The following is a 23,531-nucleotide window of genomic DNA, read 5'->3' as shown; positions in this document are numbered from 1 at the left end:
GCACGGGCAACGGTTCCGGCACGGGCAACGGTTCCGGCACGGGCAACGGTTCCGGCACGGGCAACGGTTCCGGTTCCGGCAACGGTTCCACCGGTTCCGGCAACGGTTCCACCGGTTCCGGCAGCGACGGCGCGACCACCGGCGGCAAGCTGACCGCCACCGGCGCCGACGTGGCCGGCGCGGCCGCGATGGTCGCGCTGACCGCGGCCGCCGGCATCGGACTGGCCGCCGCGGCCCGTCGCCGCAGGTGACCGATGCCACGTAGGCACCGGTTCGCCGCCGCCATCGCCGCAGTCGCGGTGGCGGCGGTCCTGCTCGTCACATTGACCGTCGCCGTCGTCACGCACGGCGACGGCGCCTTCGCGCCCGCAGGCACGCCTGCGGGCGCGGGCGCATCCGCCGGCATCGGCTCCGATACCGGCTCCAATGCAAGCGAGGATTCCGACATGTTCCCCACCATCGTCTTCGGCGACACCGTCATCGAACGCAAGGAGTACGTCGCGGCGCTCAAGGCGCAACACGGCGCGGCGCGGCTGTACTTTCGGCAGACGTACGGCGTCGACCCGGCCGAGGACGGCTGGGATAAGGCGCACGACGGCGAGGTCCCGTGCCGTTGGCTCGCGAGCCGTGCCATCGACGAACTGCGACGTCGGCACGCCGCGTACCTCATCGGCGTGGATCTCGGGCAGGTGGCCGACGACTCCTATGCGAGCATCGTCGCGCGCATGGAGGCCGTGAACAGCGGCAACGCGGAACTGAAATCGGACGGCGGCATCGTCTACGGCCGTACCGGCTTCGACATCGACAGCTACCTGAGCTACGAACTGTCCGCGTTGAAGAACGCCTATACGGGCGACGAGTCGAACCCCGGCATGAGCCTGTCCGACGACGAGGTGCGACGCTACTACGACGAGCACGACTGGACAAAGGACGGCGTCGACGGGAAGGCTCCGCTGGACGAGGTGCGCGGCAACGTGAAGGCGCAGATGCGGTCGGAACGTTACGACGAGCTCGTGAGCCAGCGCGCCGAAGCGATCGACGTGACCGACCTGCCATGGGACGCGCTGTACCGGTTCACGGCAGGCAGGCTCGGGTAGGACGGGTGTGACCGGTGCCGGCCGAAAAGCACCAGAACGAATAAGGCGGGTGTCCCGTTCCATACGGAATGGGACACCCGCCTTGTCGTAGGCCGCAGACCGGTTTGCCCGGTCTGCGCCGGTCTGGTGCCGACCGGGCGTCGGTTGGACGTCGGTTTGAGGTCAGTCGGCGGCAGTGAAGCCCTGCGGCTCGTCGCCGTCGGCGAACTTCGCCTTGTGCGCCTTCTTCGCGGCCGCGATCATCAGCTTGATGCGGTTGAGCTGGTTCGCCTCGGAGGCGCCCGGATCGTAGTCGATGGACACGATGTTGGCCTCCGGGTGCAGGCGGCGGATCTTGCCGAACATGCCGCGGCCGGTCACATGGTTCGGCAGGCAGGCGAACGGCTGCGCGCAGATCACGTTCGGGCATCCCTGTTCGATAAGCTCGAGGATCTCGGCGGTGAGCAGCCAGCCTTCGCCGGCCTGCACGCCGATCGACGTGACCTCGGCAGCCTTCTCGACGAGTTCGGGCATCGGATCGTCTTGCTTGAACTTGCCGTGAGAGGTGGCGATGGCCGCCTTGATCGGCGCGTTGTAGCGGTCGAGGCTCCAACGCATGAGCGCGTACAACGTCTTGTTGCCGCCGGTGCCGAGATACTTCTCGTTCCAGTCGGTGATGTACGGGCGCGTGGTCATGAACTCCATGATGCCGGGCACCACGGCCTCGCAATCCTGCGATTCGATGACGTCGACGACATGGTTGTTCGCATCCGGCTGGTATTTGACGAGGATCTCGCCGACCACGCCGACGCGCACCTTGCGCGGCACGTCCTTCAACGGCAGAGCGTCGAAGCTCTTCACGATCTCTCGGGCGAGCACGGGGTACGGCAGGTAGCGGCGCTTGAGCCACGGGGTCTTCGCGGCCGTCTTCGAGAAGCCGTGGTGTTCGAGCGCCTCGCGCACGATCACGTCCCACTGCTCGTACAGGCGGTTCGCCGCGCCCTTCTCCACCTCGTACGGGCGCACGCGGTACAGGCACTTCATGAGCAGGTCGCCGAGGATCAGCGCCTTGACGGTGCGGTGCAGCAGCGCGGGCGTCACCTTGAAGCCCGGATTGTCCTCCAGGCCCTGCGTGGAGATCGCGATGACCGGGATCTGCGGGTAACCCGCGTCGATCAGGGCCTTGCGGATCAGGCCGAAGTAGTTGGTGGCTCGGCACATGCCGCCGGTCTGCGTAATCGCGAGACACACCTTGTCTGGATCGTATTTGCCTTCGAGAATCGCGTCGATGAGCTGTCCGATGACCATGATGGCCGGATAGCAGGCGTCGTTGTTCACGTATTTGAGGCCAGTCTCCACGTCTTCGCGCGAGGCGTGCTTGAGGATGTCGAACTTGTAGCCGCCGGAGCGGATCACCGATTCGACGAGGGAGAAGTGGATCGGGCTCATCTGCGGGGCGACGATCGTGTAGTCCTTCTTCATGTCCTTGACGAACTTCTCACGGTGCGCGTAACGGGACATGGTCGCGTTGTTGTGGCCGGACTTCGACTTCGCGGACTTCGACTTGGCGTTCGCGGCATCGTTCGTGGTGCCGTCGCCGAGCGCGGCGAGACGCACATCGGCGATGTCGCGCTTCGCGGCGCGCTTGGACGCGTCGCGCATCGCCTTGGTGAGCTTCGGGTTCGCGGCCATCGTCGCGTCGAGCAGGACCTGACGGCCCGGCGTGGGCGCCTTGGAGCCGGTCTTGCGGAATCCGGTGGACTTCGGCGCGTTCGCGGGGGCGGCGGCGTCGCTGCCGGCATCGGCCGCGTCCACGGGCCTGTCGGCGGCCTTAACCTTCGCTTCGGCGGCGGCGACGGCGGCCTGCGCTTCGGCGAGCGCGGCCTGCGCGGTGGCGAGATCGGATTCGGCCTGCTCCTGCGCCTTGCGGGCGGCGGCCTGCGCGGCGGCGTGAGCCGCGTTGCGCGGGGCGTCGGACTCGGCGGAACCGGACTCGTCGGACGTGGCGAGCGCGGCCTTGGCCATGCGCGCCTTGTTCGCCTCGCGTTCCTCGACGGCGGCCTTGAGCGAGCGCAGGCGGATCTTCGCCGCGCCGAGGTTGGAGACCTCGTCGATCTTGAGCAGCGTGTACACGTCGGCCTTGTCGGCGAGGATCTCGGCCACCTGGTCGGTGGTGATGGCGTCGAGGCCGCAGCCGAACGAGTTGAGCTGCACGAGTTCGAGGCCCGGATAGGAGGCGACGAAGTGCGCGGCCGCGTAGAGGCGCGAATGGTAGGCCCACTGGTTGGTGACGCGCAACGGCATGCGGTTGACGGTGACCTTGCGGTCGTCGACGTGGCGGAATCCGTTCGCGTTCTTCTTGCGCGGGTCCTCTTCGCCTTCGGACAGGAAGTCGGTCAGGTCGAGCTTCTCCCCCGGCTGCAGTTCGCAGATCGAATCCTCGGAGAGGACGACCATGCCGAGCGCGCAGATGGTTTCGGGGATGCCGTGGTTGATTTCCGGGTCGATGTGGTAGGGGCGTCCGGCAAGCACGATGCCGCGGCAGTCGTGCTCCTTCATGTAGGCGAGGGCTTTGAGGCCTTCCTGCTGGACGTCGTGTTTGAAGACCTTGTCTTCGGCGTAGGCGGCCTTGACAGCAGTTTCGGCCTCTTCGCGGCTGACGCTCGCCCATGCGAACTCCTCGACGATACGGTCGACCATGAGCTCGTGGTTGGCGAGGTTGAAGTACGGGTGCATGTAGCGCACGTCGGGGTCACGCAGTTCGGGCATGTTCGCGCCGACGACGAGCGGATAGTTGGCGACGACCGGGCAGTTGTAGTGGTTGTCCGTGTTGGGCACGAGGTTGTCCTCGTAACTGACGCACGGGTAGAAGATCGTCTTCATGCCCTTGTTGAGAAGCCATTTGATGTGGCCGTGCACGAGCTTGGCCGGGTAGCAGATGTTCTCGGAGGCGATCGATTCGATGCCGGTTTCGAACAGTTCGTGGCTGGAACGGCCGGAGATCATCACCTTGAAACCGAGCGAGGTGAGCAGCGTGAACCAGAACGGGTAGTTCTCGTACATGTTGAGCGCGCGCGGAATGCCAATCTCGCCTCGGGTGGCGTTCTTGTCGGTGAGGCGGCGGTAGGCGAAGCAGCGCTTGTACTTGTAGTCGTACAGGTTCGGACGGTCGGAGCGTTTCTTCTTGGCATCGCCGCCGCGTTCGCAACGGTTGCCGGTCACGAAGCGGGAGCCGTCGGAGAACGTGGTGATGGTGAGCTTGCAGTGGTTCTGGCACAGCTTGCACACGTCGCGTTCGGTGGTCATCGACATTTCGTTGAGGGCTTCGCCGGTGAGGATTGACGAGACGGTGTGGCGCACGCCGTCGACGACGATTTCGCCGGCGTGCGCGGCGGCGTTCGGCTCGTCGCCGGCGGCGGACTCCTCAGCCGCCGCCGCGTCGACGGAACGCCCGTCCGCGCCGACGTGCGCGTTGTCGTCGTCCGCGATGTCCTCGTAGTGCATGCGGGCGGTGAGGGCCGCGCCGAACGCGCCCATGAGGCCGGCGATGTTCGGTCGGGTGACTTCGCGTTCGGTGAGCAGTTCGAAGGCGCGCAGCACGGCGTCGTTGAGGAACGTACCGCCCTGGACCACCACAGTGTCGCCGAGTTCGCCGGAATCACGCAACTTGATGACCTTGTACAGGGCGTTGCGCACCACGGAGTAGCACAGGCCGGCAGCGATGTCCTCGATGGAGGCGCCTTCCTTCTGCGCCTGCTTGACCGAGGAGTTCATGAACACGGTGCAACGCGAACCGAGGTCCACCGGATGGGTGGATGCCAAAGCCTTTTGCGTGAATTCCTGAATCGTCAGGCCCATGGACATGGCGAAGGTCTGCAGGAACGAACCACAGCCGGACGAGCAGGCTTCGTTGACGGCGATCGAGTCGATGACACCGTCAGTGATGGCCAGATATTTCATATCCTGGCCGCCGATGTCGATGACGGCGGTGACGCCGGGGCTGACCATTTCGGCGCCACGATAGTGGGCCATGGTCTCCACCACGCCCTCGTCCAAGTGCAGTCCGGTGGTGATGAGGCCTTCGCCGTATCCGGTGGCGCAGGAGCGTGCGATCCACGCGCCTTCGGGCAGCTCAGACTGAATCTTCTTGACGATGTTGATGGCGGCGGTCAGCGGGCTGCCTTCGTTGTTGGCGTAGCTGGACCAGACGATTTCACGGTCGTCGTTGACGAGCGTGGCCTTGATGGTGGTGGAACCAGCGTCGATGCCCAGGAAGTGCGGGCCGTGCGCGCCTTCAAGGGTGCCGATGTGGATGTGTTCCTTGTGGTGGCGCTTGTTGAAGTCCTCGCGATCGGCCTCGGTGGGGAACAGCGGCGGCATGGTGGGCGTGTTGGAAGGCAGGTTCTTCAGCTCGTCCAGACGCTTCAGGATATCGTCGCACGTGTGGGCCTCGAAATAATTGCCCTGATCGTCGGAGTCTATGTCGGCCTGCAATGCCGAACCGTAGGCCACGTACAAGTGGGCGTCGGTCGGCACGATGAATTCGTCGACCTTGCCCTCAAGCGCGCGCTGGAATGCGGCGCGCAGCTCGGACATGAAGAACAACGGGCCGCCGAGGAAGATGACGGTGCCGTGAATCGGGCGTCCGGAAGCCAGGCCGGCGATGGTCTGCGTGGCCACTGCGGTGAAGATGGAGGCGGCCAAATCGGGCTTGGCGGCACCATCATTGATGAGCGGCTGCAAATCGGTTTTGGCGAACACACCACAACGCGAGGCGATTGGATACAGGTTCTCGTAGCTCTTGGCCATCTCGTTGAGGCCGGCGGCGTCGGTGTCGAGCAGCGTGGACATCTGGTCAATGAACGCGCCGGTACCACCTGCGCACGAACCGTTCATGCGTTGTTCGGGCGTGGGTTTCAGGTAGGTGATTTTGGCGTCCTCGCCGCCGAGCTCGATGATGACATCGGCCTGCGGGTATTCCTTGTCGATTGCCTCGGTTTCGGCGATGACCTCCTGAATGAAAGGCACATGCAGATTGTCAGCAAGCGCCAGACCGCCGGAACCGGTGATAGACAGGCGAATCGGTTCGTCGCCGCGTCCGAGGTCCACAAGCTTCTTGTGGATGTCGACCAACAGGCCGGCCACGGTGGCACGCACGTTGGCGTGGTGGCGTCGGTAATCGGAGAAGAGGGTGTCTCCCAGGGAATCGGACTGATCAAGCACCACGGCCTTGACGGTGGTGGAACCGATGTCCAATCCCACACGCAGGGGCTTCGGGTGTGAAGCGGGCTTTACGCTCGCGTCAGTGGCGATGTCAACCATGTGTTCCTCTTAATTCCGACTTCCGGGAGTGCACGCTTTGAGGCATCATGAACCGTTTCGGGACGGCTGGCAGATACCCTGCGGACGGCTTCGCCCGGCTACTTCTTATGGAATATTAGTCCGACCACCTGCCCAACATGGCACGAGGCGAGGCGATTTCGCTCACGGGAAGGCCTTTTCCCAACAGTTCCAACGATATTGCTGAGTGCGGCATTCCAGAACTGCTACTACGAGGCCTGTTGGCCTTCGCCGGCTTCGCGGTCTTTCAAATAGATTTCGGGGATATCTCGTTCTTGATCGTGGAGCTTGGCCCAGATGACCGGTTCGCCGGCTTCCAGAGACTTGGGCACATCGAGGATGCGCTGGTTTCTGGAGCCGCGGAATTGCAGCAGCGAGTCCTTCTGGTCTCTGAGGTAGCGGCCGTCGACGAGAATGTCGATGAGATGTAGCAATTCAAGCTTGTCTGGGGTTTCTCCGGGGCGCATGAGTTCTTCCCATGTGTAGCCGGTCCACGACCAGATATCTTTGGTATGACCGAATTCCTGGCGGATACGTTGTGCGAGCGGCACCAGCACGGGAGTGTTGAGGAATGGCTCGCCGCCAAGGAACGTAATGCCTTGCACCCATGGGGCTTTCAGATCTTCGATGATTTTGTCTTCAAGTTTTTGCGTGTATTCGTGGCCGGCTTGGAAATCCCAGATGGAGGCGTTGAAGCAGTCGACGCAGTGGAAGGGGCAACCGGAGACGTAAAGGGAGTTGCGCACGCCTTCTCCGTCGGTGACAATGAAGGTTTTGTAGTCGGCGATCATCCGCTTGGACATGCGCCGGCCATCCCATTGACCGGCTTTCGGATCGTTGGCAAGACCGTTGGAGGGTACGGAGGGGCCACGCCCGGTCTCGCCGGCCGCAAAGTCATGGCGCTTGGGTTCGGGCTTGGTCGTATGCAGCTCCGGCATGATTCCCTCCTTACGGAAAGCATTAGCTCCCGCTGGCGGGAGCTGTCCGTCATCAGACGGACTGAGGGTGGTCAACACCATAAAGGATGACCGCCCTCAGTCTCGCTTACGCTCTACAGCTCCCGTCAGCGGGAGCAAGTATAAACCCTACTTGGTCTCTTCGAACCACTCGCGAGTGGTTCCGTCATCCAGCGTCACACGACCGGTTTCGCCGCTCATGTGCTTGACTCGGTGGGCAATTTCCTCGTGACGGCCGTGCACCATCGGGCGCTGGACCGGGCTGCCGAGATAGCCGCAGGTGCGCTTGGTGACGTTGCACTTGTCCGGGTTGGAGTTACCGCACTCCGGGCACTTGAAGCCTTCCTCGGTCGGCTCGAAGTCGCCCTGGAAGCCGCACACGAAGCAGTGGTCGATCGGGGTGTTGGTGCCCAGGTAGCCGATGCCGATGTTGTAGGCGTAATCCCACACGGCTTCGAGCGCCTTCGGGTTGTCCTGCAGGCACGGGTACTCGCAGTAGTTGATGAAGCCGCCGGAAGCGTAGTACGGGAAGTCCTTCTCGTAGCTGAGCTTCTCCATCGGAGTGGGCTGCAACCACACCGGGTAGTGGAAGGAGTTGGTGTAGAAGTCGTGATCAGTCACGCCTTCGATACGGCCGAACTTTTCACGGTCCATGCGGTTGAAGCGGTCGGTCAGGGATTCAGCCGGAGTGGAGTACACGGAATAGTGGTAACCCTCCGCTTTGCTCCACTGCTTGCACAGCTCGTTCATGCGCTTGACGATGGACAGCGCGAACTCCTTGCCTTCCGGATCCCAGCCGTGGTCGCGAATCCAGTTCTTGCCATAGAAGACCGCAGTGGTCTCGGCAAGGCCGATGTAGCCGAGCGACACGGTGGCACGCTCGTTCTTGAACAGCTGGTCCACGTTGTCGTTGGCACCAAGACGACCAAACGCACCAAAGCGAAACAGGGTCGGGGCGTTGACCGGGGTGGCTTCCTTGCAGCGCATGATGCGGAACTGGAGGGCCTGATGGGCGACTTCCATACGCTCGTCGAACAGCTTCCAGAAGCGAGCCTTGTCACCGTGGGATTCGATGGCGATACGCGGCACGTTGACGGTGACCACGCCGAGGTTCATACGGCCGTCTTCTTCATCCTTGCCGGTCTCCGGGTTGATCCAACCCTGCAGGAAGGAGCGGCAACCCATCGGAGCCTTGAAGGAGCCTGTGATCTTGACGATGTTCTCGTAGAACACCACATCCGGGTACATGCGCTTGGTGGCGGACTCGAGGGCAAGCTGCTTCAGATCGTAGTTCGGGTCACCCGGGTCGGCGTTCACGCCGTGCTTCACAGTAAAGACGAGCTTCGGGAAGATGGCGGTGTGGTGTTCCTTGCCGAGGCCGCGAATACGGTTCAGCAGGATTGCGCGCTGCACTTCACGAGAGAACCAGTCGGTGCCGAGACCAAAGCCGACAGTCACGAACGGGGTCTGGCCGTTGGACACACGGTTGGAGTTGATCTGGTATTCCATGGTCTGCATGGCATCATAGATGGCCTTGCGGGTACGAATCTTGGCGAGGATTTCACGCTCTTGCTCAAGTTCGTCAACGTCGGTGTGGAACGGGGTGTCCATCGGCAGCGGTTCACGGGAACCGAAATGCAGCTTGGCGGGCTCGTTCTTCTTGGCGCTCTCGACCTGACGACGGGCGAATTCAACCGGCATGCCGTCGGGGATGGTCTCACGAGCTTCCTCAAGGAACTTCTCGTAATCCTTCTTGGCATACTGGGCAAGATGCTCGTCGGCACGGTTGGCGGTCTGGCCACCATACTGGCTGGAGGCCACGTCCTTCATGATCTGGGTAATCTGGGTGGCCGCAATGGCGATGGACTTCGGGGAAGCCATCGGAGCGTTGCCAAGAGTGAAGCCATTGGCCAACATGTCCCAGAAGTTCGGCAAGGAGCAGTTGGACTGGGCAGTGAACGGCGAATAGTCGGCATCGTGGAAGTGAATGTCGCCCTTCATGTGGGCGTTGGACACCGCCGGCGGCAGCATGTTGAACGCGGCGGCCTTGGACACGGCACCGGCCAGCAGATCACGCTGGGTGGAGTAGACGTTGGAATCCTTGTTCGCGTTCTCGTGAATCAGGGTCGGGTCATGATTAATGAAGCGAGCAACGGCCTCGTTGACATCAGTGGCCTTGGCACGCTGAATGTCTTTGTCGAGACGGTAATTGGTGTAGGCGCGAGCCACATCGTACAGGTGGGCGTCAATGAGGGCGTGCTCCACGAGATTCTGGATGTCCTCGATTTTGGCGGGGCCGGTGTAACGCCCCTTGATTTCGCCTTCGACTTGGTTGGCGAAACCACGGATCATGGCATCTTCTTCGGGGCCGACTTCCTTGTTCAGGTCGCCGAAAGCAGACTTGACCGCAGAGATGATGTTGATGGGGTCGAAGTCGACCACACGACCATCACGCTTCTCAACGAGCACGGTGGAGGCCTTGGCGGCCACCTTGGTCTCGTTATCGGTGACGGTTTCCTCCAGCACCTGTGCGCCCATCGGGCACCCCTTTCCTATAAGGCGAACACTCTCCTGAGTTCCGCATTTTGGCCGCACTCGACGTGGGCCACACGAAATTACATTGATATCGTTTTCTTGAACCTCTAGAAGAATACGGCATCCCCACCCCTATATCTAGTGCTCAACAGTGGCGTGTCGAACTATTTATAGGGTTTTTCGGCTATTTTTCGCCAAAACTACAAGTGTGTGATTAGCGTAACTGTTTTCTGCTCGCGTGTCGCACAGCGAGCTCACTGACGACTCTCAATCGTCAGTGCAACGCATATCTCACTCCTCTTCATAGCACCCGTTTCTTCGCCATAATGACTCCTTTCTTCTGATGCACCAGACCATCTCCATCATCGGCTGATACATCGCTTCGTACGGTTCTTGCATTCATCATCACACCGTTTTCAGGCGACGGTAAATTTTTACCGTCATCAACCAACGCACTTATAGTGGAGTGCATGACTACTGCAATGGGCTACTCATCTACCGGCCGTCCACCGACCGCCGCTTCACTGGCCTCGTCTGGCTTTGAGCCGGGTCAAGGCACTTTCGCGCCCGATCGGGGCGCCATCAATCTGCCGAATGAGCCTCGCCCCATCGATCAGCTGCCTGCACGCGCCGCTGAAACCACCGCGCAAAATCCGTGGCCGGTAAGCGTGCTGAGCCAGAAGTTCTACGGTGCCGTGGAACGATGGCCGTCCGCGTGGGTCACCGGCCAGATCACGCAGATCAATACCCGTCGCGCCGGCTCGGCCTACATCACGCTGCGCGACGACTTCGAGGATATCGCCATGGAAGTCAATGGCTTCGGCAGGTTCGCGGCCGCGGCCAGCCAGTTCGTTCAGGGCGACCGCGTGGTGATTCACGGCAAACCGAACCTGTGGATGAAGCGCACTTCGCTGTCGTTGCGCGGGGACACGATTCTCAAGGTCGGAGCCGGTGGCAGCCTCAAGGCCATGATCGACGAATTGCGCAAGCAGCTTAAGGGCGAGGGCCTGTTCGACGCCGATCACAAACTGCCTCTCCCGGAGTTTCCGAAGACTATTGGCCTGATTTGCGCACCTCAGGCACGTGCGGAAGGCGATGTGATCACCAATGTGAACCTTCGTTGGCCTTCCGTAACCTTCAAGGTGGTCCATGTGCATGTTCAGGGCGAGCAATGCCCGGCCGAGGTGGTTCAGGCCATTGCACAACTCGATGCCGACCCGAGCGTGGATGTGATCATCGTGGCCCGTGGCGGCGGCTCGTTTGAGGATCTCATCGGTTTCTCGGATGAGCGTGTGGTTCGTGCGGCGTATGCCTGCACTACACCATTAATCTCCTCCATCGGGCATGAGGATGACTGGACATTGCTGGATCTGGTCGCCGATCTGCGCGCCTCCACCCCTACCGATGCGGCCAAGCGCGTGGTGCCGGATGTGCGTGAGCAGTCGCAGCTCATCGAAGGTGCCATCGACCGTATGCGACTGCGGGTCCGTTCGCGCGTGGAGAACGAGATTCGACTTATCGAGGGATATGCGAACCGCCCGAGCCTGACACAGCCGCACACCATGCTTGAGCCTCATCAGCGCTTAATTGACGACTCGTTGCAACGGCTCGATATCGGGCTGCGACGCATCGTGGACGATGCCCAGCTCACCGTCGAGCGAGCTCACGCCTCACTGACCGCACTCAGCCCGCAATCCACGTTGAACCGAGGCTATGCGGTGGTGCAGTCCGCCGATGGCCACGTACTAGACGATGCTTCGCAGGTAAGCCCTGGGGATGGCATCACCGTCACCTTGAAGAAGGGTGTCATTACCGCAACCACCACATCCGCAACCGCGTGACACGCCATACGCAGCCACGCATATATACCGTATATATAAGGAGAACATCATGACCGAAAACGCCACATCCACCGACATGAACACCCCCGCCACGTCCCTGACGGACAAGGAACGCGAGCTCATCGCCCAGATGCCATATGAGGAGGCGCGCGACAAGCTGATTCAGGCTGTCCAGGCACTGGAAACCGGCGGCCTCAATCTTGACCAGTCGATGCGTCAATGGGAGATCGGCGAGGCCTTGGCTAAGCGCGCCCAGGGTCTGCTCAACGACGTCCGTGCCAAGCTCGACCAAGCACAAGCCGAGCAAGCCGCCAACGAAGCCACCGCAGGCACGCAGTCCAACCTCGACTGAGTTGCCTCCCGGCGCGGCATCCCGCGGCTCGCACCTGAGTCCGGACTGGACTGAGTTCTGCTTCCCGGCATACGATAGTGGTGATTAGGCCACATTGGCAGCAGTTTATAGAAGGGAAATCCCATGTCAACGTTGATTCTTGTATTCCATCCGCATCTTAAGGACGGCTCGCGCGTGAACGCCCGCCTGCTCGCCGAACTCGCCGCACAGGGCGAGGACGACATCATCGTGCGCGACGAATACGCCGAATACCCGAACTTCTCCGTCAACGCCGACACGGAGCACGAGCTGCTGGAGGCTGCCGACCGCGTAATCCTTCAGTTCCCGTTCTACTGGTACTCCTCCCCCGCGCTACTCAAGGAATGGGAAGACGAGGTCATCACCGCCGGCTGGGCCTACGCCGGAGCCCATGCGTTGAAGGGCAAGGAGCTCAAACTGGTGGTCACCACTGGTTCCGACGCCGCCAAGTACCGCAAGGACGGCGAGTACAGCCACACCATGGAGGAGCTGCTAAGCCCGTTTGAGGTCGTGGCGTACAAGGTCGGCATGAACTATGCTGAGCCGTTCCTGGTGCAGGGCACCGCCACCATCGGCGATGCGGAGCTGAATCAGGCCGCCGCCGATTATGTTTCGGCGATTTTGGACTGAATAAGCTGAGGCCGGGTGCAAGTCGCACCCGGCCCTGTTGTTTTTTCGCGGGCAAGCCGCAGGGTCTCTCCCAGTCAGCCTGCGGCTGACAGTTCCCTCGTCAGAGAGAGCTTATTTTTTGGATCAGAGGGAGTTGATAGCTACTTCTTCAACGGCACGTAGATCACGTCGTCAATGAGCTCGCGATAGTGCTCAACGATTTGCGCGCGACGGGTCTTCAGGCTCGGGGTCAGCATGCCGTTGGCCTCGGTGAATTCGTCGGGCAGAATCTCGAACTTACGAATCGACTCGGCGCGGGAAACGCCCTCGTTGGCGGCGTTCACCGCACGCTCCACCTCGGCATGAACGATGGCGTTCTTGGCCAGCGAGGCCAGATCGGGTTCCGGCTTGGCGCCCTGGGATTCCAGCCATTTGTTGGCATCCGCCAGATCCAGCGTGACCAGAGCGGCCACGAACGGCTTCTTATCGCCAATAACCAAGCACTGGTTGACCACAGGCGAGGTCATTACGGAAGCCTCCAGCAGACCCGGCGACACGTTCTTGCCGCCGGCGGTGATGATGAGGTCTTTCTTACGGCCGGTGATGGAGATGAAGCCGTCTTCGGAGATATCGCCCAAATCGCCGGTGTGCAGCCAGCCATCGGTGATCTGCTGGGTGGTGACCTCAGGGTTGTTGTGGTAGCCCCTGCACACCAGCGGTCCCTTGACCACCAGCTCGCCGTCCTCGGCAATGCCGGCGGTGATACCGCACATCGGCATGCCGATGGTGCCGATGCGGTTGTCCTCTGGCAAGCTCACACACACCGGGCCGCAGGTTTCGGTCATGCCATAGCCCTCAAGCACCGGCATGCCGATGCCGTTGAAGAAGTGGGAAAGCTCAGAGTCCATCGGGGCACCGCCGGTAATGGCGAAGTCGGCGTTCGGACCGAAAATCGTGCGAATCTTCTTGTACACCACCTGCTCATAGAAGGCGTGGGCGATACGTCCGGTAATCGGCAGCTGCTCACCCTTCTGCTCGGCCTTGGACCATTCGCGCGCGTTCTCGGCGGCGCGCATGAACATCTTGCCAGCGAATCCGGTGCCGGCGCGCTGGGAGGCGGCATTGTAGACCTTCTCGTACACACGCGGCACGGCAAGCAGCAGCGTGGGGCCGAAGGTCTCGAAGTCCTTGACCATCGTCTTCATATTGGAGCTCAAGGCCAGCGAAATCGTGCCGCCAAAACTGAAGAATTCCAGGAATCGGGCGAACACATGGCTCAGGGGCAGGAACAGCAGCAGACGGCGGTTGGGCCATGCGCCGGCACGAGGCATGTACTGCAGCGCGGAAAGCACCAGGAAGGCGAAGTTGCGGTGGGTCAGTTCCACGCCCTTCGGGGTGCCTGTAGAGCCGGATGTGTAGACGATGGTGGCGCGGTCGTCGCCGTGGGAGGCTTCCTTGTATTCCCAGAATTCGGCGTCGGTGACGCTTTCGCCGTAGGTCTTGATGGCGTTCAGACCGCCGGCCTCGATTACGAACACGTTGCGCAGGGTGGGCACCTCATCGCGCACGGATTCGATCTTGTCACGCTGCCCGTCATCTTCGGCGATGGCGAGCGTGACTTTGGAATCGTTGAAAATCCAGCTGACCTGGCTGGCGGAGTTGGTCTCGTACACCGGCACGGTGAGCGCGCCGATGGACATGATCGCCATATCCAGCGCGGTCCATTCCCAGCGGGTGCGCGAGACGATGGCGACTGAATCGCCCTTGTTGACACCAAGTCCGACCAGGCCCTTGGCCAAGTCGATGACCATGTCACGGAATACTTGGGCGCTGTACGGGTGCCAAGTGCCATCATCGCCCTTGTATTCGATCATGGCACCTTCGGGATCGCGCTTGGCGCGGTTATCGAGCAGATCGAACAGGTTGATGTCGCTGTCAATCGGCTCCTTGACGGGATTGGTGAACTGCTTGACGATACGAGTATCGTTTATGGCCTTATCAGCGATGTTTTCAGTCATACTCCCCATGTAACTCCACGGATGCTACAAAACACGCGCGAAACAACGGATTGTCCAGACCAAATGGCCCCGGCAATCCGTTATTTCGGGCAAACCAGGTAAATCTGTCGCACCGTACATTCAGCAGATTACTCGGCGGAGTTATTGGCCTTTTTCAGCTCGTCGCGAATCTCCTGCAGCGTGGCGAGAGTCTGCTCTTCAACGCTAGGCCCCTGTTCTTCAGCGTCAGCCTCATCCTGGGCAGCAGTGAGATCACGAAGCTTATTAATCGGCAAAATCACGCAGAAATACACCGCCACGCCAACAAGCAGGAAGTTAATCAGCGCGTTAAGAATCGCACCAAATGAAACAGTCGAGTTGTTGAACGTGATGGTCAGCAGTCCGGAAAGATCCGGTACGCCGCCAATCATGCCGATTAATGGACTGATGAGATTGTCGACGATGGAATTGACCACAGCGGTAACGGCAGAGCCCATCACCACACCTACCGCCATATCAATCATCGATCCGCGCGACAGGAATTTCTTAAAGCCATTCAACGGACCTTTATCGGTCAAAGCAACAACTTTGCGAGCGGTTCCTCCCGTGGCCTTGGCAAAGTCGGTGGCAATATTCATGGGATTGTGGTTACTCATAACGGCACTCCTTACGAAATTCAGACACTTCACTTGTATCCGACTGGTTTTCCCACGACCCCATTATGCCGCTTGTTGGAATATCCCTATACCACTGCGGCGTTCCCGTACATGACTATGTACGAGAACGCCGCCAACCCTGCTTGCAGAGAACCTGTTAGAGCTGTTTAGAACTGGATGTAATCGACTTCCGTATGCTCGCCGGTTTCCAAGTATTTCGCCACATCATCAGGACCGACGAACACCAGTTCGACCGCTTGCGCAATCATCAGATTGACACGATCCATTGGCGTAAGGTTTTCGAAATAGCCGTACACCGGGATTCCCAGCGCATGCGCATATCCGATTTCGAACATCGTGCCCGGGTCCTCGTCCATAAGATTGGCGACCACGGCTTTAGCAGCATTAATGCCATGGATATCGTCCGCAAAGCATCCTTCAGGGCCTACTTCTTCGATCTGGCTGACAAACCGCGGCTTGAACAGTACCTTGCCATGGTCTTCCAATATCTTTTCCAAACGTTCCATACTTGCCGTTTGTTCAGGATCAAAGAACGGACCGGCCACATAGAAGTCATACTGTTTGTCTTCACTCATGGTCTCTAGTCATAGCGCAGCAACGTCGAACGTCAGCCGTTATTTTCACTGTATGGACAAGGGGTCGTATTGTGAACATTGCTACGGGATAACCGTCAACGACTACGTACGTTGCCCACGATTGGCGCATGCCGCCGCTCTTGCGCCGTCCGCACTGCCAGCCCGTCAGCCGCGATTGACGATTTGCATGGCGCGGCCATCGTCCATCAGGTGGAAGCCATGCTTCTGGTAGAACGGTGCGTTTTTGCTTTCCTCAGGCATGACTTCCAGCAAGAAGTAGTCGCGATACTTAGCCTTGACCAGTTCAACGAGATGGCTGCCGATATGCTGCCCGTGATATGCCGGATCTACCAGCACCCAATGCATATAGGCCACCATTTCGGTATCGTCGAGCACGCGAACCAAGCCGACCAAATGGCCGCCATCCCATGCGCTGATCACCGTATCCGAATGCTGCAATGCCTTGAACAACCGTTCCGGCCACTGCGCCGATTCCCAACCTACCGACTTGAACAGCGCCTCAACCTGCTCAACAGTAAACCGCTTCTCTTCCGTGCATTCGATAGCCATGGACCCTCACGACAACCGTGAAGCCCCACATGTCTTTGCATAGTTTCACACGACGGGATGATGGATAGTGGAACCTATACGTTTACACATGCCTAATGCCCATGGCTCATCACCGATGAATAGAGGCTGAGATACCGTCATGTTTCCGAAGCCAAGTGCCCGAGATCGGATTCGAACCGACGACACCCGCTTTAGGAGAGCGGTGCTCTATCCACTGAGCTACTCGGGCAACGACGTTTCATTGTACACGGCCACACGCCCAGTCGCATCATGTTCGCGTGGCAGCTTGCGCAAGCCATCCGGCAACCTGAGCAAGCCACATGGAGGAACCCGACATCAGGTCATGGCCCGGTCTTTCGTGCCAGTTTGGTGCGAACTGCTCTTGCGCACGGCGAAAAGACACTGAAAGACAAGCCGTACACGGTACAGTGGCAAATCGCACGAAAAGCAAAGTAACAGTAAACAAGCCGGAGGAAAGGGCAGCATGGCAAAGGCACGGAGTACTACCACAGGCGCAAGCGTACGAGCTCGCGCCGCTGCCAAGCCACGCTCTGCCAGAGCCACGGCACGCCCAGTATCCAAGTCTGCCGTGAAGCCACACAAACGGCATCGTCTGCTTGGTTTTCTCGCCACGATGTTCGCGCTTCTTGCCCTTGCCGGCGCTGCCGCCCGCGCGCTGCCTGCCGATTTACAGGAACTGCCATTTGCGCCGATTGTGGTATCGGCAACGCCATGGTTCACGTTGCTTGGCTTGATTGCCCTGCTGTTGGCCATCGTGTCGCGGCGTATCCTTGCCGCACTAATCGCCATCGCCGCAATCGCATGCAATGGCTATTGGCAATATCCGTTCTTCTACTCGACCGATCCACTCCCCCAAGCCGCGCAGAACGCCGTGGCCGCAGCCTCCCCCAACACCAGCGATGCCTACGCGCGCGTCATGACCTTCAATGTGTATAAGGGGCAGGCCGACCCGCAAGCCATCGTCGAGCTGGTTCGCGATCAGCGCGTCGAAGTGCTTGCTTTGCAGGAGACCACCGAGGATTTCGTCAAAAAACTCAATGAGGCTGGTATTGAGCATTATCTGCCGTATGCGCAGGTCTCATCGTCTGACGGCGTATTCGGTAACGGCCTCTGGTCGGCCACGCCACTTGCCGATCCGACCGACGATGACGTGAATTCCAGCGCCTCATTCATGCCCGGCGGCACGGTGGATATGGGTGGCCAGCAGATTCGATTCGTATCCGTGCACACCACCGCTCCCGTACCCGGCTACTGGCGGCAGTGGAAGCGATCGCTGGATGAGTTGGGTCTGATGCGCGAGCATACGGATACACGGTATATTTTCATGGGCGATTTCAACGCCACTTACGATCACACGCCATTCCGTGATTTTCTTGGCGACCGGTTCGTGGATGCCGCACGTGAATCCGGACATGGGTTTACGTTCTCATGGCCCACGAACCGTGCGGCTGTGCCAATGTTCGCCGGTATTGACCACGTGGTGCTTGATCAGGGCATGAAGGCCGGACAATGCAAGGTGGTCAAAGTCGAGGGCTCTGATCATGCGGCATTGTTGGCTACCGTGGCGGTTGGGTGATTCCCCTCAATAGGACTAGAAACCGAGGCGGGTGCGGCCGAATTGGTCGAGCCAGCGCAAAATCGCGCCTTCACGCAGCGCCCACGGGCAGATCTCGACTTCCTGAATATTCAGGGCCTTCATGATCTCGTCGGCCACCACGCCGCCGCCCACAATCTGCATCGTGCGTTCAGGCGTGATGCCGGGCAAAGCCACGCGCTGCTCAGGCGCGATCGCCGCCAAACGAGGAATCCAGTCTTCCAACTGCTCACGAGTCATAATCCATGAATCTTCGCGGCCCGGCGCACGCATCACCGCACCGCACAGGCGAGCCAGCGAGCGGAAGGTCTTGGAGGTGCCAACTGCATGATTCGGGTGCTTGGATTGCGGGAAAACCTTGACCATCGGCTCCAGAATCTTGCGCACGTTCTTACGCACGTCTTCCAACTCGTCGGGCGTGGCCATGCCGGAAGGCAGAAATTCAGTGGTGACGCGGCCCGCGCCAGCCGGGGCGGAAAGCGCTACGGTCGGCTCTTCGTCGGAGCCCATCGCCACTTCGAGCGAACCGCCGCCGATGTCCAGCACCAGCAGTCGGCCGGCATCCCAACCATACCAACGGCGGGCGGCCAGGAAGGTCAGGCGAGCCTCATCCGTGCCAGACAGCACAGTGACGCCCTGACCAATCAGTTCCTCGATCTTGTGAATCACTTTGTTGCCGTTCGGCGCCTCGCGCAGGGCGGAGGTGGCCATAACCAGCAGCTGGGTGATTTCGTATTCCTCGGCCAGCCGCATGCACTGGGACACGGCTTCCAGAATCGCCTCGATGCCGGACTTCTTGATTGAGCCGTCGTCCTTTAAATACTTCATCAGGCGCACTGTGGATTTGGTGCTGGCCTCGGGGTCAGGGCGAGCGCCGGGGGCGGCGTCGACGATAAGCATGTGGATAGTGTTCGAACCGATATCAAGCACACCAAGTCGCGTGGTATGCGAACGCAGATTGACCATGATTCCTATTCCTGACCTTACCTAACCCGTGATGGCCGAACAACGGGCCGACCATCGCAATCAGCCAGCCGTGCGCCACCATGGCGAGTCGTTCGGCCGGCAACCAACACCGTGAGGCCAGCCGAACATCACACAAACTCGACTACTGTACAACAATCACACCGGCTGCCGCGCCGTTCACAGCGATTCGACGAACGTTCCGAGACGTTCCAGCCCCTCGGTCAGGGCCTCACGTGAGGCGGCATAGCTCAGGCGCACATGCGTATCCGCCGTGGCCGCGCCGAAGTCGCGGCCAGGAGTCAGAGCCACATGGGCTTCATCCAGCGCGCGTTCGCAGAACGTCCAGGCATCCAGACCAGTGCGGGAGATGTCGAAGTAGGCGTAGAACGCGCCATTCGGCTCCACCTCAACCGGCAAACCGATGCGCTTGAGCCCGTCAATCACAATGCGGCGACGGGCCAGCAATTCCTGACGACGAGCTTCGCATTCCGCCAAGCTTTCCTGCGTGAAGCAGGCGAGCGCCGCATGTTGCGTGGGCGTGTGGGCGCACAGGTAGTAGTTGGTGGCCAGATCGTCAACCGCTTCCAGCACAGTGGGCTCGTCCGGCAGAATCGCCCAGCCGAGGCGCCAGCCGGTCATGCCGAAGAACTTGGAGAAGCTGTTGCATACGATGGCATCGGGGTCGCAGGCCAGCACGGATTTGACTTCGGTACCGTCCGGCTCCCGGTCAGCCAAGTCGAGGTAGGTTTCGTCCACGATGCGCCATGCGCCGCGGCTGGCGGCCAACTTGCACACCTCGTCCAATACGTTGAAGTCGATGGTAGTGCCGGTGGGGTTGGACGGCGACGTGATCATTACGGCCTTGGTCTTGCTCGTCCAGTACTGGCTGCACAGGTCGGCGGTCAGGTGGAAGCGGGTGGCGACCGAGGTCGGCACATCGATGACCCGGCCTTCAAACGACCGCACAAGTTCGCGGTTGCATGGGTAGGAGGGGTCGGCCACAATCACATCGTCACCGGGGTCCACGGTCAGCGCGGTGGCCAACAGCAGAGCGGCCGAACCGCCGGCGGTCACGCAGATACGCTTGGGGTCGATGTCAAGGTCATGACGCTCGCGGTAGAAGTCGGCGATGGCCTGACGCAGTTCAGGTAGGCCCATGGCGGCGGTGTACGGCAGGGCCCGGCCGTCGTACTGTTCGCGCATGGCGTCGCGTACGGCGGGCGGCGCGCCGAAATCGGGCTCGCCAAGGCTTAATTTGATGACGCTGGTACCTTGGGCGATCATCTTGTCTGCTTGTTCGCCGAATACCATGGCACGGAAGGGATTGGCCTCACGCGCTCGGCGGGACATGACTGGAGACGCGGCCGGAGATTGGGGCTGCTGCGCTGCTTCGTTTTCCATATTTCGGTTCTATCCGCCTCACGGGACAAGGTTTCTTCTTCTATAATCACTGTAGGTCGATTGAGTGTACCAACCCGCATTCAAGGAGGAATAATGAGTCGATTCAATGGCAAGCGCGCCGAGTTCGAGGCCAGCGGCGAAAAAATCAACGTCGCGATTCTGGGTGCGGGCCGCATAGCTCACACCATGGCCGGCACCCTGACCCAGATGGCTGAAGATTCACTGTATTCCTCATGGATTCACCCGTATGCGGTAGCGGCCCGTGATATTACGCGCGCGCAGGCTTTTGCCGACCAATGGCATTTTGACAAGGCTTATGGATCGTATGAGGAGTTGGTGGCGGACCCGGATGTGGATCTGGTGTATATCGCCACCCCGCACAGTCTGCACGCCGAACAGGCGATCCTGTGTATGAAAGCCGGCAAGAACGTGCTGGTGGAGAAGTCGTTCACCGCGAACGCCGGGCAGGCACGTGAGGCGCTGGCCGTGGCCGAGGAAACCGGCATGCTGTGCACGGAGGCCATCTGGACGCGCTACATGCCCAGCCGCAAGCTCATCAACGAAGTTATCGAGTCCGGCGAGATCGGCGAGGTGAAAGCGGCGAGCGCCAACCTGTGCTATCCGGTGTCCGGCAAGGCACGTATGACCGATCCGGCCTGTGCCGGTGGCGCGCTGCTCGATGTGGGCGTGTATCCGCTGAACTTCCTGGATATGGCGGTCGGCGCCGACCATGGCCGTACACTTGATCATTTCGATACGTCGATGGTGCCCGCCGAAACCGGTGTGGATGCGCAGAATTCCACCACGTTGTATTACAGCGACGGCACGATGGCCGTGTCCACCAGTTCGATGCTGGTTTCCTCCGACCGCGGCGGCTATGTGTGGGGCACCGAGGGTTATCTGGTGGTCACCAATATCAACAATCCCGAGTCCATCGACATCTATGACAACGCCCACAAGCCCGTGCGCAGCATTGCGGTGCCGCCGCAGTTGACCGGTTATGAGTATGAGGTGGCCGATGCGGCCAACGCGCTGCTGGACGGCAAGATCGAATGCGAGGCGATGCCGCACGCCGACACCATCCGCATCATGGAGCTGATGGATGCGATTCGTGACCGTTGGGGCCTGAAGTTCCCGTTTGAATCCTGATTTCAGCTCCCCTCCAGAGGGGAGCTGAAATTATTCCGCTGAATCTGCATCTCCTTCAACAATCTGCTCATACAGCCGTGCGAGGCGTTCGTCGCGCACGGCTTTCGTTAATTCGCACTCCCATACGGTAATTACACGCCAGCCAGCGGCCTCCAGTTCGGCTCGCTGCGCGATGTCTCGATTGTGATTGCGCAGTAGTTTCGCCTGCCAGAATTCCACGTTCGATTTCGGCATCGAATGTTTGGAACAGCCTTCATGCATGTGCCAGAAACAGCCGTTGATGAACACGATGGTGTGGTATTTCGGCAGTACTACATCCGGGTGGCCGGGGTAACGCTTGTCGTTCTTGCGGAATCGCAAACCCTTGCGAAACAGATAGCTGCGTACCAGCACCTCGATTTTGGTGTCTTTGCCACGAATATGCGACATCGTGTACGAACGGGTGCCCCGCTCATACTTCTCCACTGGCTGTTTCTTGCGATTCACGCACTCCAGACTACCGTGACGTTGCGGCGAGAATGAGAGCCTGAACGAACGATCACCCATCTTGCCCGTCCGTGTCTCTTATCGCGGGCAACAATCATCTGCCGGTCGAGACTGCCCGATTAGACTGAGTTCAATGGATGACATGACGATTCGTAGGGCCACGGCGGCCGATATTCCCCAGATCGACGAACTGCTGCGGCAGGTGCTCGAAGTGCATCATGCCGGCCGACCGGATCTGTTCAAAGGCGGTGTCAAGAAATACACGGACGAGGAATTGAAGGCGATTCTGGCCAACGATCAGACCCCTGTGTTCGTGGCGGTTGCGCCATCTGCCAATGACGGCAATGACGCCGAACATAACGCCGACTCCCCCGCCACCGACCAAGTGCTTGGCTACGCATTCTGCGTGTTCCAGCAGCACCTCAACAGCAATATCCTGACCGATATCAAAACCCTGTACATCGATGATCTATGCGTTGACGAGCGGTCCCGCGGCCACCATGTAGGCTCCACCTTGTATCGCTACGTGCTCGACTTCGCCCGTCAATCCGGCTGCCACAACGTAACGCTCAACGTCTGGGCCTGCAACCCCAAAGCCCAAGCCTTCTACGAACGCATGGGACTCACTCCATATTACATCGGCATGGAGCAGGTGCTGTAGCGCCGCCGTTTCAGCAGCACGATGATGGCGATGATCGCAGCGAGGCTGCATAGGGCCACGCCATATACAAAGCCCGGAGTTCCGAAATTCATGAGGCAGATTGTGATGTTACCGGTAGTGGTTACCGAAAACACGACGATAAGCGCGACGATACGAATCATATCCAGCAGTCCAGCTGCTTGAGCCAACAGACGCTCCGGTACCACCAATTTGGCCGCCGTGCACAGCAAAGTCGCCTGAACGGCGAGCAGAATCGCCCATTCCCAGAACATGGACGGCTCTTTAAGCAACGTGGTCTCCGGAAACATAGACACCACCTCATTGATAAACCACGGCGCCACAACAATCTCCACATATGCGAGCCCAATACAACACACGACAAGCGCCACGGCAATGGCATAGCGCCAAGCGACGTCTGTTTTGCGAGATTTACGAGAAATGAATGCGATACCAGCGTTCATGGCTATGCTCCTTAATCCAATATCAATATCAATGGATGAACCTGCACTGCACCGTATGCCACCATCATAATATATCGAATATCGATATAAAAATATCGAAAAACACTTTCACCATTCACCTACACATCCGCAAACCCATGAATACACATGTTCTTAATCGGGATGGGGAGTGCACAAAGAAGCTCTGTCACCCCAGCAGATTGAGGAGATCGTCCTTGGTGAGGGTGGCGATGGAGGCGGGGGCTT

The 23,531-nt window shown here is 60.0% G+C and carries 19 protein-coding genes and 1 tRNA gene; 8 read left to right on the top strand and 12 right to left on the bottom strand.

From position 1 onward, the window contains the following. Window positions 1-251 (top strand): hypothetical protein (locus tag Q5H31_RS06530; RefSeq protein ID WP_302457616.1); only part of this gene is annotated, 251 nt, incomplete at its 5' end. A gap of 3 nt (window positions 252-254) precedes the next feature. Then, on the top strand, window positions 255-1,097 hold the full coding sequence (locus tag Q5H31_RS06525) for a hypothetical protein (RefSeq protein WP_013410695.1): 843 nt from the start codon (window positions 255-257) through the stop codon (window positions 1,095-1,097). Between the two features lie 162 nt (window positions 1,098-1,259). Here Q5H31_RS06525 and Q5H31_RS06520 read toward each other — a convergent pair whose 3' ends face one another. The 3 genes from Q5H31_RS06520 to nrdD all read right to left on the bottom strand — a co-directional run bounded on the left by Q5H31_RS06520 (window position 1,260) and on the right by nrdD (window position 9,910). Continuing rightward, entirely contained in the window at window positions 1,260-6,398 is a 5,139-nt protein-coding gene (locus Q5H31_RS06520) for an acyl-CoA dehydratase activase-related protein (protein ID WP_127052871.1), read from the bottom strand. 227 nt (window positions 6,399-6,625) lie between these two features. Further along, window positions 6,626-7,354: an anaerobic ribonucleoside-triphosphate reductase activating protein gene (nrdG, locus tag Q5H31_RS06515; protein ID WP_007052483.1), complete on the bottom strand. Its 729-nt coding sequence runs from the start codon at window positions 7,352-7,354 to the stop codon at window positions 6,626-6,628. A gap of 147 nt (window positions 7,355-7,501) precedes the next feature. Next, window positions 7,502-9,910 (bottom strand): anaerobic ribonucleoside-triphosphate reductase, encoded by a 2,409-nt coding sequence (nrdD, locus tag Q5H31_RS06510; protein WP_007052482.1) that lies wholly within the window; start codon window positions 9,908-9,910, stop codon window positions 7,502-7,504. 467 nt (window positions 9,911-10,377) lie between these two features. Between nrdD and xseA the strand changes: the two genes are divergently transcribed. From xseA to Q5H31_RS06495, 3 genes are all read left to right on the top strand, one after another. Further along, the gene (xseA, locus tag Q5H31_RS06505) at window positions 10,378-11,748 is read left to right on the top strand and encodes an exodeoxyribonuclease VII large subunit (protein WP_007053905.1); all 1,371 of its coding nucleotides are present in this window, start codon (window positions 10,378-10,380) and stop codon (window positions 11,746-11,748) included. A gap of 49 nt (window positions 11,749-11,797) precedes the next feature. Beyond that, window positions 11,798-12,100, top strand: a complete 303-nt coding sequence (locus Q5H31_RS06500; RefSeq protein WP_007052480.1) for an exodeoxyribonuclease VII small subunit — start codon at window positions 11,798-11,800, stop codon at window positions 12,098-12,100. A gap of 123 nt (window positions 12,101-12,223) precedes the next feature. Next, entirely contained in the window at window positions 12,224-12,748 is a 525-nt protein-coding gene (locus tag Q5H31_RS06495) for an NAD(P)H-dependent oxidoreductase (protein ID WP_065445237.1), read from the top strand. 140 nt (window positions 12,749-12,888) lie between these two features. On the opposite strand, the gene Q5H31_RS06490 is transcribed toward Q5H31_RS06495, so the two are convergent. The 5 genes from Q5H31_RS06490 to Q5H31_RS06470 all read right to left on the bottom strand — a co-directional run bounded on the left by Q5H31_RS06490 (window position 12,889) and on the right by Q5H31_RS06470 (window position 16,775). Further along, window positions 12,889-14,745, bottom strand: coding sequence for a long-chain fatty acid--CoA ligase (locus Q5H31_RS06490; protein WP_032742369.1), 1,857 nt, complete (start codon window positions 14,743-14,745; stop codon window positions 12,889-12,891). 128 nt (window positions 14,746-14,873) lie between these two features. Beyond that, entirely contained in the window at window positions 14,874-15,380 is a 507-nt protein-coding gene (gene mscL / locus Q5H31_RS06485) for a large conductance mechanosensitive channel protein MscL (RefSeq protein ID WP_007052477.1), read from the bottom strand. Window positions 15,381-15,547: 167 nt separating this feature from the next. Beyond that, the gene (locus Q5H31_RS06480; RefSeq protein WP_007052476.1) at window positions 15,548-15,976 is read right to left on the bottom strand and encodes a nucleoside 2-deoxyribosyltransferase; all 429 of its coding nucleotides are present in this window, start codon (window positions 15,974-15,976) and stop codon (window positions 15,548-15,550) included. A 165-nt stretch (window positions 15,977-16,141) separates the two neighbouring features. Further along, entirely contained in the window at window positions 16,142-16,546 is a 405-nt protein-coding gene (locus Q5H31_RS06475; protein WP_014485406.1) for a GNAT family N-acetyltransferase, read from the bottom strand. Between the two features lie 156 nt (window positions 16,547-16,702). Continuing rightward, window positions 16,703-16,775 (bottom strand) — tRNA-Arg (locus Q5H31_RS06470). Between the two features lie 255 nt (window positions 16,776-17,030). Here Q5H31_RS06470 and Q5H31_RS06465 point away from each other — a divergent pair. Then, window positions 17,031-18,143, top strand: coding sequence for an endonuclease/exonuclease/phosphatase family protein (locus Q5H31_RS06465; RefSeq protein WP_007052473.1), 1,113 nt, complete (start codon window positions 17,031-17,033; stop codon window positions 18,141-18,143). 15 nt (window positions 18,144-18,158) lie between these two features. On the opposite strand, the gene Q5H31_RS06460 is transcribed toward Q5H31_RS06465, so the two are convergent. Then, complete coding sequence (locus Q5H31_RS06460; protein ID WP_007052472.1) at window positions 18,159-19,127, bottom strand: Ppx/GppA phosphatase family protein; 969 nt, start codon at window positions 19,125-19,127, stop codon at window positions 18,159-18,161. Between the two features lie 177 nt (window positions 19,128-19,304). Further along, window positions 19,305-20,528: a pyridoxal phosphate-dependent aminotransferase gene (locus tag Q5H31_RS06455; RefSeq protein ID WP_115768607.1), complete on the bottom strand. Its 1,224-nt coding sequence runs from the start codon at window positions 20,526-20,528 to the stop codon at window positions 19,305-19,307. A 93-nt stretch (window positions 20,529-20,621) separates the two neighbouring features. Here Q5H31_RS06455 and Q5H31_RS06450 point away from each other — a divergent pair, with 93 nt between their 5' ends. Beyond that, a complete protein-coding gene (locus Q5H31_RS06450; RefSeq protein ID WP_007053899.1) occupies window positions 20,622-21,677 on the top strand; it encodes a Gfo/Idh/MocA family protein in 1,056 nt (351 codons plus the stop codon). 30 nt (window positions 21,678-21,707) lie between these two features. Here the strand turns inward: Q5H31_RS06450 and Q5H31_RS06445 are convergent, their stop codons facing one another. Continuing rightward, the gene (locus tag Q5H31_RS06445) at window positions 21,708-22,163 is read right to left on the bottom strand and encodes a very short patch repair endonuclease (protein WP_180374803.1); all 456 of its coding nucleotides are present in this window, start codon (window positions 22,161-22,163) and stop codon (window positions 21,708-21,710) included. Window positions 22,164-22,296: 133 nt separating this feature from the next. Here Q5H31_RS06445 and Q5H31_RS06440 point away from each other — a divergent pair, with 133 nt between their 5' ends. Further along, window positions 22,297-22,824, top strand: a complete 528-nt coding sequence (locus tag Q5H31_RS06440) for a GNAT family N-acetyltransferase (protein ID WP_007052467.1) — start codon at window positions 22,297-22,299, stop codon at window positions 22,822-22,824. Here Q5H31_RS06440 and Q5H31_RS06435 read toward each other — a convergent pair. Continuing rightward, window positions 22,797-23,285 carry a hypothetical protein gene (locus Q5H31_RS06435; RefSeq protein WP_117717416.1) on the bottom strand — a complete coding sequence of 163 codons (489 nt, stop codon included), beginning with the start codon at window positions 23,283-23,285 and terminating at the stop codon, window positions 22,797-22,799. The two genes, Q5H31_RS06440 and Q5H31_RS06435, sit on opposite strands and share 28 nt — an antisense overlap. Between the last annotated feature and the right edge of the window lie 246 nt (window positions 23,286-23,531).

This window comes from uncultured Bifidobacterium sp. (assembly GCF_959020155.1).
Classification (GTDB): Bacteria; Actinomycetota; Actinomycetes; order Actinomycetales; family Bifidobacteriaceae; genus Bifidobacterium.
The sequence above is the reverse complement of the archived record's forward strand: the minus strand, read 5'-3'. Positions and strand labels throughout refer to the sequence as shown.